This window comes from Vreelandella stevensii S18214 (assembly GCF_000275725.1).
Taxonomy (GTDB): Bacteria; Pseudomonadota; Gammaproteobacteria; order Pseudomonadales; family Halomonadaceae; genus Vreelandella; species Vreelandella stevensii.
This window is the reverse complement of the sequence record NZ_AJTS01000025.1, coordinates 1-11,417: the sequence shown is the minus strand read 5'-3', so window position 1 is coordinate 11,417 and position 11,417 is coordinate 1. Positions and strand designations below refer to the sequence as shown.

Here is an 11,417-nt window from a genome sequence, read left to right as displayed (position 1 = left end):
GCCATGTCACCTTTACTCGAGCGCTTGAGGTTGACGCATCCCATCCACTTCGTGGTGGGCCTGACCGTGTGGTGCATCTGGTTCATCGCCGTTTATGGAGGCCACGCCGTGGCCTGCGAGGTGGCGGCTCCCGCCACGGAGCGTGGCGTGTTCACGCTGCTCAATGGCTGGATGCTGCTGCTGAGTCTCGTCACGACCGCGCTGCTGGCGGCGCTTACCTGGTGGTGCTGGCAAGCGGGCCAGCGCCATCAGGGGCGCGCCCGGTTCAATGCCGTGGTCTCGGCGGGGCTGTATCTGTTCTCGGCGCTCAGCGTGGTGTTCGTGGCGCTGCCGATCATAGGCATTCCGCCTTGCGTGTAACGTGGCCTTGAGCGACGCATCGGCCACGCACGCGGCCCAACCCGACGGCCTGGAAGCACCGCTGTATACGCTGCACGGCATGTGGTGCACCAGCTGTGCGCTGGCGGTGGAAGGAGCGCTCAAACAGCAGCCAGGCGTGCTCGACGCCAGCGTCCACTACCCGACCGCCACCGTGTGGGTGAAGGGTGAGCCCGATGCCACGGCGCTGGACGCACTGGCGCCCAACGTGGCGCGGCTGGGCTATCGGCTGGCGCCGTTGGAAGACCTGCAGGACGCCCATGCCCGGCTGGAGCAGGAAAGCCGTTACTTGACCCTGCGCTTGATCGTCGGCTCGGTGTTTGGCATGTGGACCATGCTGGCCTCGCTGCTGATCTACGCCGGGGCCATGCCCACGGCCGCGCTGGAGAGCGTGCTGGCCTGGGTGTCGGGTGCCTTTGCGATTCCCGTGGTGAGCTATGCCGGGCTGCCTTTTTACCGGGCGGGCTGGCGCACACTGCGGGCAAGGCGGCCCGGCATGGACGTGCTGGTGAGCCTGGGCGTGCTGGGCGCCGTAGTGGTATCGCTGGGCCTTCTGTGGCGTGGCTCGGTAGAGGTCTATTTCGATACGGCGGTGATGCTGATCGTCCTGCTATTGGTGGGGCGACTGGTCGAAACGCTGTGTCGTCAGCGGGGCTTGAAAGCCTTCGATGCGCTGGCGCTGCCCGATACGTCGGTGCAGGTGCTGCATCAAGGGCAGGTTCAGGAAACTGCCATCGAGGAGGTCACGCTGGGCCAACGCATTGCCGTTGCCCCAGGCGACGTGGTGCCGCTGGATGGCAGCCTGGAGACCGACGGCTGGCTGGACACCGCCACGCTGTCCGGTGAAAGCCAGCCGCGCTTCGTGGGTGCCGGGCAGCCAGTGTATGCAGGCTGTCGTTTTATGGGCCGTGGCGGGCAGGGCGGCTCGCTGGAACTGACCGTGACCGCCACGGCGGGCCAGCGGCGAATGGACAAACTGTGTGACCAGATGCGTCGCTTTCAAACGCAAAAAGGCGAGCTGCACACCCTAGCCGAGCGGTTTGCCGCCTGGCTGAGCCCCGCCGCGCTGGTGCTGGCGGCAGTGACTCTGCCCATTGCCTGGCTGTTGGGCGTGGGGTGGGATGAAGCGAGCGTGCGCGCGCTCTCGGTGCTGGTGGTGGCCTGCCCCTGCGCCGTGGGTCTGGCCGTGCCGCTGGCAAGCCTGGCGGGCAGCAGCCAGGCCACCCAGCAGGGTATTGCGCTGCGCGACCCTGCCGCGCTGGAAGTGTTGGCCAAGGTACGCTCGGTGGCGTTCGACAAGACCGGTACTTTGACCCAGGGGCAGCATCGCGTACTGCACGCGATGCTCCGTGATGGGGAAGACGAGGAACTGTTCCGCCAACAGCTGGCCGTGGCAGTCAGGCAGAGTGAGCATCCGCTGGCGAACGGACTGCGCCACTGGGCAAGCGGCACTTCTCGGGATCAGGTGGAGGTTCATGAAACGCCGGGGGCCGGGCAAACCATCACCTTCGCCAATGGCCACACCTGGTGGCTGGGCAGTACCGCGTGGCTGGCCCAGCAGGGCAAGGAGATCCCCGCCGCTGCACAGCACCCGGCATATGGCTTTGCATCCGAGGTGCTGGTGGCGGATGAGCAAGGATGGCTGGCCACCCTGTACCTGGCCGACCAGCCCGTGCCGGATGCCCAGATCACGCTTGCCCAGCTGCAGAGCGCCGGTTACGTGCTGGCACTGATCAGTGGAGATCGCCAGGGCCCGGTGCAGTGGCTGGGCCAGCGCGTTGGGCTACCGCGGGAAGCGTGCTATGCCCAGCGCTCCCCGGAGGCCAAGGCACGCCTGCTGGAGGCGTTGCCATCGCCCACCCTGTACGTGGGCGATGGGGTCAACGACACGCTGAGCCTGGCGGCGGCGGCGGTGGGCGTGGCCCCGCTGCACGCCAGCGACGCTGCTCGGGAAGGGGCCGCTGCTCAGCTGCTGTCTCCCGGTATTGCGGGGGTCGCCAGGCTGTTGAGGGTTGCCCAGCGAACGCGTCGCATCATGGTCCAAAACCTGCTGCTATCGGCGCTCTATAACACCCTGGCGCTGGGGTTGGTGGTCATCATGGCCATTCCCCCGCTGATCGCCGTGTTGGCCATGGCCGCCAGCTCCCTCAGCGTCACACTCAACGCCGCGAGGCTGACCTGGGCCGAGCCCGATGCGCCTGGGCCTACTCACGGTAGCCCAACGCCTCACCCAGCCGCTGAGCATGTTGCGCCACCCAGCGCGGATCGATCGCGCCCCACTGCTTGATGACGTAGTGGCCGATGTTATGGCGCTCGCCGTCGCCTTTTTCGAACACGCACTCGATGTCCAGTTCGCTCAGCGAGGCGATGGTATCCTGAGCCGTGCGCCTGGGCATGCCAGTGGCTTCCATCAGCGCAGGCACGCTGGAAATACCTTGTTCGATCAAGTGGGCCACGTATAGGCGGCGGTAAAAGCTGGACCGGGTTTTGCTGAGCGTGAGCGTCATTTATATCCTTGGCGAGTGTCAAACATGGTCGAGAGGCGTTAACGCTAGCATAGTTCAATATGCGAGGGGGCTGACATCATGATCAATGGAGTCTCGGGCGAGGGTGCCAACGATTCCTGGCTACTTGAGCTCAATCAATCGCTTGCCAATACCGTCGATGCACTGCATACGCCTCGGTTCACCTCTTGCCTGATGAGGGTCTTGCAGGTTCTCGCCGCTTTCGATTGCGCCGTGGTGGTGGGTTACCGGCCTGACAAACATCCCATCTATCTTTTTGATTCGCTGCTGGAACATCGAGAGTTATTGTTTCAGCGCTATCTACTGGACGCCTATCAGAAAGACCCCTTCTTGCTCTCACTGGCCGAGCGGCAGGAGCAGGGAGTGTATGGTATCGACGATGTTTTCTGTTCAGGGTCGGAACGAGACGACTACCTGCAGAACTTTTATCATCAAACAGGTTGGAAAGACGAGATTTGTATCGCTTTGGCTCTCGATGGCAACCGTTGGCTGGTCGTCTATTTAGGTAAGCTAGGCGACCGTTCGGCCCTGTCGGAGCGTTTTCATCACCATGAATGTCAACGCCTGAGTCTATTTCTGAGCACGCTTTCCTCGCTATGTAGGCAGCATTGGCGTGGTCCGTTTCACCTCGCCAATGCCATGGTGGATAGCGATGTTGCTGCCAGATTGCGTGAGTCGGTGGAAAGCTTCGGCAAATCTCGGCTGACACCCAGGGAGCAGCAAATTGCCGCTCTATTGGTACAAGGCATGGATAGTCATGAAATAGCCGAGTATCTGGCGATAAGCCATGGCACGGTTAAAAATCATCGGAAGCGGATCTATGCTCAGTTGCAGATCAGCTCCCTTGGTGAGCTGTTTGGTCTGTTCCTGAATCATATCGTTGCCAGCTCCGCCTCAACGAATTGAAGCCTGTTTCTGTCCCTTTGGGGATATGGTGTGACGCCACCCCGCCCAGTAGCCTCGCTAGATAAATCAGGCACATAAAGGTATTTGGCGTGAACGCAACGTTATTGCTCAACGACTTGCATCGTCGGGGACTGATGTCTCAAGTGACACATGAGGCATCGTTAAAGGAATTACTCGGTACGCCGCAAGTCGTTTACTGTGGTTTTGATCCCACGGCGGGTAGCTTACACATTGGCCACCTTGTGCCGCTATTGATGTTAAAGCGCTTCCAGGACGCCGGACATCAAGGCGTCGTGCTGGTGGGTGGTGCTACAGGAATGATCGGAGATCCCAGCTTCAAAGCGGCCGAGAGAGCCTTGAACGCCCCGGAAGTCGTCAATGGGTGGGTCACGTCACTCAATGAACAGATCTACTGGTTGATGGCAACGCATCTGGAAGCGCCCTTTAGCGTGGTCGACAACGCACAGTGGATGAAAGGGCTGAGCGTGGTGGATTTCTTTCGTGATGTGGGCAAGCACTTTTCGATGAATGCCATGATCAATCGAGAATCCGTCAAGCAGCGCCTCGAGCGGCCTGAGCAAGGGATGTCCTTTACCGAGTTCAGCTACGCGCTGCTACAGTCTTATGACTTTGCTCATTTGAATCGCACCCTGGGCTGCCGTTTGCAGATTGGTGGCAGCGATCAGTGGGGAAATATCGTCAGTGGGGTCGATTTGACCCGGCGCTTGAACGGTGAGCAGGTGATGGGGTTGACGCTTCCCTTGGTGACCAAAGCCGATGGTACCAAGTTTGGCAAGACAGAATCAGGAACGGTATGGCTCGATCCGAATAAGACGTCACCATACCATTTCTACCAGTTTTGGTTGGCAGCCGATGACCAGGATGTATACCGGTTTTTGCGGTATTACACGTTCTTGACCTGCGACGAGATCGACGAACTCGAGGCGAGTGACCGACGTTTGTCGGGTAAACCCCAGGCCCAACGGATCCTGGCGGAAAGCATGACGCGATTTGTCCATGGTGAAGAGGGGTTGAAAGCCGCTCAGCGTATTTCACAGGCGTTGTTTAGCGGAGACGTGACGGCGTTGACCCTTCAAGAGCTTGAGCAACTGGCACTGGATGGCCTGCCTTGCTGCTCCATATCGCCAAGCGAAGCCATGGATAGCGCCCTGGTCAAAGGGGGGCTGGCAAGCTCAAAACGGCAAGCGCGGGAGTTTATCAAGCACGGAGCTGTACGTATCAATGGAGCGCTGGCAGCACAGGCCTATGTAGAAGATACAGGCGCGCTTTTCGATACCTTCTGGGTAGTGCAAAAAGGCAAAAAACATTTTTGCCTATTCAGGCGTGCCGCTTAGTCAAATAAATCCCCCTGTGCCCGCGGTGGCCGAAAGTCGCGGGTGTTCAAGCCCTGCTCGGTACGCGATTGCAGGTTCCATTGACGGCTGGCGCGCTGGAAACGCTGGGCAATCAGGTCGGCAAAGACCCCTTCCCCACGAAAGCGCTTACCAAACCGTGCATCGTAGTTCTGGCCGCCGCGGCATTGGCGCATCAAGCTCATGACCTTGGCGGCGCGCTCCGGGTAATGGGCGTTCAGCCAGGCTTCGAACAGGGGCGCGACTTCATGGGGCAGTCGCAGTAGCATCCAGGTCGCGGTACGTGCGCCCGCCCGGCTGGCCGCTTCGAGGATGCGCTCGATTTCATGGTCGGTGAGTCCCGGGATGATCGGTGACACCAGCGTGCCTACCGGTATGCCTGCCGTGTTCAGCTCGCGAATGGCTCTCAAGCGTGCTTGGGGCGACGCCGCCCTAGGCTCCAGCGTGCGCTTGAGGTTGGCGTCCAGGCTGGTCAGGCTGACGAATACCCGCACCAAACGGTGCTCCGCCATTTCCGCCAGCAGGTCCAGGTCGCGAAGGATCAGCGTGCTCTTGGTCACCAGGGTGACCGGGTGGCGACAGGCCAGCAGCAGCTCCAGCAGGCGCCGGGTCGTCTGGTAAGTGGCTTCCAGCGGCTGGTAGCAGTCGGTGTTGCCAGACAGGTTGATAGGGCGGCAGACATACTGCGGATGGCAAAGCTCCTGTTTCAGATGCTCGACCAGGCCGCTGCGGGCGATCAGTCGGGTTTCAAAATCGAGCCCCGGCGACAGGTCCCAATAGGCGTGGGAAGGGCGGGCATAGCAATACACGCAGCCATGTTCGCAGCCACGGTAAGGGTTCAGGGAGCGGTCAAAGGGCAGATCGGGTGAGCGGTTCCAGGAGAGCGCGCTTTTGCTGGGCTCTTCGCGCACTTCGGTAGCCAGCGATGGGTGAGCTTCCTCTTGCCACCAGCCATCGTCCTCCATGACGCTGCGGGTCGGTGAAAAACGGTTATGGGGGTCGTAAGTGGCACCGCGACCTTTATGCACGGCGTATCGGGGAAGGTTATGAGCCGTCATCGGGAGCCTCGCACTGAGCTACCAAAAATATGTTTATCCATACAGTATAGGGTGTTTGTCGTGCTCTGCAAGCAAGGGACATCGGTGCGCCATCAACTGTTTGCGCACCGCAGGCAATCTTGGTTTCGGTACCTGGGTCGTGAGCGACGCGACGTTTACGTTTGCCAAGTGCGATTACGCGGGCACGGAGCGTACCGCCGATGAGGTGCACGCCATGTCGCTGGCCAATCTGGCGGGGGAGTATGCGCAGATCGTGGATACGGAAGGAGCGCTGGCGCGGTTTACCACTCGCCGCGGCGAATGAGCGATGCTTCCTCGACGGCGGGGTTGTAGAGGTAGCACCAGGCATCGCCATGAGAGGTCGCCAGCACCGCCCGGTCGTAGGTCCCTTTTTGGGGGGAGTGGTGCAGGTAATCTTCCAGCTCATCAAGCTGGGCTAGCCGCTCGGCATCGATGGCATATACTTCCACCACAACGCCTGTGGAGGGCATGAGCTTGGCGCCGGGGTAGGGTCCCAGGTCGTAAAGCGTAATCGCCGTCAAGCAGTCCTGGCCCAGCATGTCTGCGTCGCCCAGCCAATGATGATTGCGATGACCGTGCTTTAACGTGCCATATACCGCCACGCGGGGGCAGCGTTGGATTGCCTGGTAAAGGTGGTTCATCGATTAGCCTTCTTCCATTGGCTGTGCCAAAAGCTCGATACCGAGTGTTTCCAGGACGCGCAATACTCTGCCCATGCCGCATGTGTCGCGGCCGTTTTCGAGTTCACTTAAAAAGCGAATACTGACGCCGCACAGTCCCGCCAGAGTTTCCAGGGTCAGATGCTGACGTTTACGAGCCTGACGGATGATCAGGCCAAGACTGCTGGCGGATTCAATCGAATAAAGCGCTGTGTTGGTTGGGGCAGGTAGGGTAGGCATATACGCTCCCGTTTCCCTATAAGGAAAATTACCGGACTGGAATACGTATAGTAGCCGAACTTTCCCGATAGGGAAAATAAGAGGCAGTGTCAGTGAAAAGCGGTGATTTTATCCCTATGGGGAAAGCGTGGCCGGTGGGCTGTAACGATTCGCTACCTGGCACTGCGTAAGTCTGGGCATAAAAAATGGCCCCCACCGTAGTGGAGGCCATCAGTCAGTGCCGCTTGAGCCTAACGCTTCTTGCGAGCGGGCTTTTTGTCTCCGGCTTCGGGGTCTGCGCGGTGTGCGGTGCCCGGGAAGTGGGCGCGGACGAGTTCCAGCAGGCCCTGGGTGGAGGCGTCGAAGTCGGCGGCGTTGGCGTCGATGCGCTCGCTGATCTCACCGGCAATGCGTTTGCCGAGCTGCACGCCCCACTGGTCGAAGGAGTTGATGTTCCAGATCACCCCTTGAACGAACACCTTGTGCTCATACAGCGCAATCAGCGCGCCGAGGTTTTTCGGTGTCAGCTCGTCCAGCAGCAGCGTGCTGGAAGGGCGGTTGCCGGGACAGCTGTAGGGGTCCAGTTGGCTCAGTTCTTTGCTGTCGCCCTGGCTGCCTTCCATGAAGGCGTTGGCCTGGGCCAGCATGTTGGTGAGCAGGGCAAAGTGGTGGTCTTCCACGCCCGGCTCCGGCTTGAGCGAAGCGATGAAGTCGATGGGCACGTAGCGGGTGCCCTGGTGCAACAGCTGGAAGAACGCGTGCTGGCCGTTGGAGCCGGTTTGCCCCCACACGATGGGGCCTGTCTTGTAATTCACCGGGTGGCCGAAAATATCCACCGACTTGCCGTTGGACTCCATATCCAGCTGCTGCAGGAAAGAGGGCAGCTGGTTCAGCGCCTGGTCGTAGGGCACGATGGCCTGGGTTTCGGCGCCAATAAAGTTGATGTACCAAATGCCGATCAGCGCCATCAATACGGGCATGTTCTGGGCGAACGGCGCTTCGATGAAGTGGCGGTCCATCTCGTGGGCGCCTTCCAGCAGCTCGATAAAGCCTTCGAAGCCAATCGAGAGCGCAATGGGCAGGCCAATGGAAGACCACATGGAGTAGCGGCCGCCCACCCAGGCCCAGAATTCGAACACGTTCTCTTCACGAATGCCGAACTCCATGGCCGCTTTGCGGTTGGTGGAGGCGGCAATGAAGTGCGCCCCTACGTCGGCGTCTTCCCCGGCGTTCTCCAGGAACCAGCGCCGCGCAGTCTTGGCGTTGAGCAGGGTCTCCTGAGTGGAGAAGGTCTTGGTAGAGACGATGAACAGCGTGGTGGCGGGGTCGAGCCGTGAGAGCACCTTCTGAATGTGAGTGCCGTCCACGTTGGACACGAAGTGGAAGTGCAGCTCCGGATGCCGGTATTTCAGCAGCGCCCGCACCGCCATGTTGGGGCCCAGGTCCGAGCCGCCAATGCCGATATTGACCACGTCCTTGATGCGCTGGCCGTTGTAGCCTTTCCACTCGCCGTTACGCACTGCCTCGGAGAACACCTTGATCTGCTCGCGGGTGCGGGTGATTTCGGGCATCACGTCTTCGCCGTCCACGTAGACCGGCTCGTCGCCCAAATGGCGTAGCGCGGTGTGCAGTACCGGGCGGTTTTCGGTGACGTTGATGATGTCGCCGGAGAACATCTGAGCGCGGCGCTGTACCAGGGCCGAGTGGTCGGCCAGTTCGATCAGCTTGGCCAGTACCGCATCAGACACCTGGTGCTTGGAGTAGTCCAGAAAAAGGCCTCCGACACGCAGGCTCATTTTTTCGAAGCGCTTCGGGTCGTGGGAAAAATAGTCGCGAATGCGATCGTTGGCGGTTTGATCGCGCAGGCGCTCCAGGGCCTGCCAGGTAACGCTGCGGGTGAGTTGAAACATAACGGGCGGTCCTATTTGTTTTTACATCGTTGTTCCGAATCAGAGGGCGTGCCTCCAATCGTGATTCTTGTTTATGTAAAAATACTACATATTGGGCGCCATGGAAGCGCTGTACGGCTTGAATCGCTTGAAAATGAGTAATAAAACGAGAGTTTGGGCCAGCTGAAGGACTTGGCTACAAAAAGGGCGGGCCTGGGCCCGCCCCTGGTAAGGCCAGTGTGCAACCGTTAGCTGGCCACTGCTACCTGTGCAGCACCGCGCTTGATGAACGCATAGCCCAGGCCAGTAATCAAGGAGCCCGCAATGATCGCCCCCAGGTAGAGGAACGCCGGGGTGATGGCGTTGGGGATCAGGAGCACGAAGATGCCGCCGTGGGGCGCCATCAGCTGAGCGCCGATCAGCATGGAGAGCGCGCCGGTCACCGCGCCACCCGCGATACAGGCCGGAATCACCCGCAGCGGGTCTTTCGCGGCAAAGGGAATCGCGCCTTCGCTGATGAAGCACAGGCCCAGCACGAACGATGCCTTGCCCGCTTCCCGCTCAGGGGCAGAGAACTTGTTGCGCGCCACAAAGCTGGCGATGCCCATGCCAATGGCAGGCACCATGCCTGCTGCCATGATGGCCGCCATGGGCGCGTAGGTTTGCGATGCCAGCAGGCCCACGCCGAAGGTGTAGGCGGCTTTGTTGACGGGCCCACCCAGGTCGAAGCACATCATGGCGCCCAACAGAATGCCCAGCAGTACGGCGTTGGTAGAGCCCATGGAGGAGAGGAAACCGGTCAGGGCGGCCATGATGGCGGCCACGGGTTCGCCGATCACGTAGATCATGGTCAGGCCGGTGACCAGGCTGGCCACGAACGGGATGATCAGAATCGGCTTGAGGGATTCCACGCTGGCAGGCAGCTTGACGTACCGCGTCACGGCCAGCGCCACATAGCCTGCCAGGAAACCGGCCAGAATGCCGCCGATGAAACCGGCATCGATATTGGCGGCCAGCATGCCGCCGATCATGCCGGGGGCAATGCCGGGGCGGTCGGCAATCGAGTAGGCAATGTAGCCTGCCAGCACGGGAATCATCAGTGCGAAGGCGGTGCCGCCACCGATTTGCATCAATGCTGCCGCCAGGGTGCCTTCTTCCTGGAACGCTTCGATACCAAACACGAATGACAGGGCAATCAACAGGCCGCCCGCCACGACCATGGGCAGCATGAAGGAAACGCCGGTCAGCAGGTGCTTGTAGACGCCTTTCTCCTTGATCCCCTTCTTGGCCGAGGCACCGCCAGCGGCGCTGGTGCCATCTTCCACCGCTGCGTCAGTCAGCGCGGCTTCCAGCGTCGGGCGGGGCTTTTTCAGCGCGTTGCTGGTGGAGGTGCGATAAATGCGTTTGCCCGCAAAGCGGGAGGGGTCCACTTCGATGTCGCAGGCCAGCACGACCACGTCGGCAGCGGCGATCTCTTCATCGGTGAGCTGGTTTTGTGCACCCACCGAGCCCTGGGTTTCCACGCGAATCTGGTGGCCCATGGCTTTGCCCGCCTCGGCCAGCGCTTCGGCGGCCATGAAGGTGTGGGCAACGCCGGTGGGGCAGGCGGTGACGGCAACGATACGTTGGCCGCCTGGGCTGCCAGCGGGGGCCGCTGCGGTGGTGGCCGGGGCGCTGTACAGGGGGGCGTCGCGTTTTGCCTGGGTCAAAAACGCCGTAGGGTCGGGAAGAGCGCTGGCAATCGGCGCCTTGAACAGCCGCTTACCTTCGAAACGCTCCGGGGCCGGTACCTGGTCGGCGGCAACCACGATCAGGTCGGCGTTGGCAATCTGTTCGGCGGTAGCCGCCTGCAGAGGGGCAATTTCGCCATGCATTTCCACATGGACGTGCCAGCCCAGCCGGGTGGCGGCTTGTTCCAGGCGCTTGGCGGCCAGGAAGGTGGTCGCCATGCCGCTGGGGCAGGCGGTAATCAGGATCAGGTTCATCGCGTGGCTCCCTCGGTGTGGGTGTCGTCAAGACGCCGTACCCGGGTCTGTTGTTGGAGTGAGTCGAAATCGTCGGCGTGGGGATTGCCCACGCCAACATGGCGAACGGCTTCGGCAGACAGCGCCGTGGCGAAGCGCAGCGTGGCGTCGGGGTCGTGCTGGCTCAGCAGCCCATGCAGCATGCCCGCCACGAAGGTATCGCCCGCGCACACGGTGTTGACTGCGTGAACGCTGGGCGGCGTCGAGTGCCAGGTGCCGTACTGGCTGGCCCACAAGACGCCTTCGGCACCGGCAGAAATCAGCGCGTGTTCGATACCGCTGGCATGAAGACGCTGGGCAGCAGCATGGCGCTGGGCATCGGAATCGAGGGCGTGCCCCGCCCACCCGGCCAGCTCGGTTTCATT

12 protein-coding genes are annotated in these 11,417 nt (G+C 61.2%); 5 read left to right on the top strand and 7 right to left on the bottom strand.

Features of this window, described 5'->3' with window-relative positions; translation table 11 throughout:
- The first annotated feature begins 3 nt into the window (after positions 1-3).
- Both HSS18214_RS0105175 and HSS18214_RS0105170 read left to right on the top strand, forming a co-directional pair.
- On the top strand, positions 4-360 hold the full coding sequence (locus HSS18214_RS0105175) for a hypothetical protein (protein ID WP_016914240.1): 357 nt from the start codon (positions 4-6) through the stop codon (positions 358-360).
- Positions 361-439: 79 nt separating this feature from the next.
- Positions 440-2,665 carry a heavy metal translocating P-type ATPase gene (locus HSS18214_RS0105170; protein ID WP_156808475.1) on the top strand — a complete coding sequence of 742 codons (2,226 nt, stop codon included), beginning with the start codon at positions 440-442 and terminating at the stop codon, positions 2,663-2,665.
- On the opposite strand, the gene HSS18214_RS0105165 is transcribed toward HSS18214_RS0105170, so the two are convergent.
- Complete coding sequence (locus tag HSS18214_RS0105165; RefSeq protein WP_016914238.1) at positions 2,583-2,885, bottom strand: winged helix-turn-helix domain-containing protein; 303 nt, start codon at positions 2,883-2,885, stop codon at positions 2,583-2,585. The two genes, HSS18214_RS0105170 and HSS18214_RS0105165, sit on opposite strands and share 83 nt — an antisense overlap.
- 78 nt (positions 2,886-2,963) lie before the next feature.
- Here HSS18214_RS0105165 and HSS18214_RS0105160 point away from each other — a divergent pair, with 78 nt between their 5' ends.
- Positions 2,964-3,809: a helix-turn-helix transcriptional regulator gene (locus HSS18214_RS0105160; protein WP_016914237.1), complete on the top strand. Its 846-nt coding sequence runs from the start codon at positions 2,964-2,966 to the stop codon at positions 3,807-3,809.
- Positions 3,810-3,913: 104 nt separating this feature from the next.
- Positions 3,914-5,164 carry a tyrosine--tRNA ligase gene (tyrS, locus tag HSS18214_RS0105155; protein WP_272942908.1) on the top strand — a complete coding sequence of 417 codons (1,251 nt, stop codon included), beginning with the start codon at positions 3,914-3,916 and terminating at the stop codon, positions 5,162-5,164.
- On the opposite strand, the gene HSS18214_RS0105150 is transcribed toward tyrS, so the two are convergent.
- Positions 5,161-6,240: a PA0069 family radical SAM protein gene (locus HSS18214_RS0105150; RefSeq protein WP_016914235.1), complete on the bottom strand. Its 1,080-nt coding sequence runs from the start codon at positions 6,238-6,240 to the stop codon at positions 5,161-5,163. The two genes, tyrS and HSS18214_RS0105150, sit on opposite strands and share 4 nt — an antisense overlap.
- 139 nt (positions 6,241-6,379) lie before the next feature.
- On the opposite strand from HSS18214_RS0105150, the gene HSS18214_RS0105145 reads away from it, so the two are divergent.
- The gene (locus HSS18214_RS0105145) at positions 6,380-6,544 is read left to right on the top strand and encodes an isochorismatase (RefSeq protein ID WP_202801276.1); all 165 of its coding nucleotides are present in this window, start codon (positions 6,380-6,382) and stop codon (positions 6,542-6,544) included.
- On the opposite strand, the gene HSS18214_RS0105140 is transcribed toward HSS18214_RS0105145, so the two are convergent.
- The 5 genes from HSS18214_RS0105140 to HSS18214_RS0105120 form a co-directional block, all read right to left on the bottom strand.
- The gene (locus HSS18214_RS0105140) at positions 6,522-6,902 is read right to left on the bottom strand and encodes a gamma-glutamylcyclotransferase family protein (protein ID WP_016914233.1); all 381 of its coding nucleotides are present in this window, start codon (positions 6,900-6,902) and stop codon (positions 6,522-6,524) included. The two genes, HSS18214_RS0105145 and HSS18214_RS0105140, sit on opposite strands and share 23 nt — an antisense overlap.
- Positions 6,903-6,905: 3 nt before the next feature.
- The gene (locus HSS18214_RS0105135; protein ID WP_016914232.1) at positions 6,906-7,160 is read right to left on the bottom strand and encodes a helix-turn-helix domain-containing protein; all 255 of its coding nucleotides are present in this window, start codon (positions 7,158-7,160) and stop codon (positions 6,906-6,908) included.
- Positions 7,161-7,390: 230 nt separating this feature from the next.
- Positions 7,391-9,049, bottom strand: coding sequence for a glucose-6-phosphate isomerase (gene pgi, locus HSS18214_RS0105130; protein ID WP_016914231.1), 1,659 nt, complete (start codon positions 9,047-9,049; stop codon positions 7,391-7,393).
- Positions 9,050-9,276: 227 nt separating this feature from the next.
- A complete protein-coding gene (locus tag HSS18214_RS0105125) occupies positions 9,277-11,013 on the bottom strand; it encodes a PTS fructose-like transporter subunit IIB (RefSeq protein ID WP_016914230.1) in 1,737 nt (578 codons plus the stop codon).
- Positions 11,010-11,417 (bottom strand): PfkB family carbohydrate kinase (locus HSS18214_RS0105120; RefSeq protein WP_016914229.1); only part of this gene is annotated, 408 nt, incomplete at its 5' end. The genes HSS18214_RS0105120 and HSS18214_RS0105125, both read right to left, overlap by 4 nt.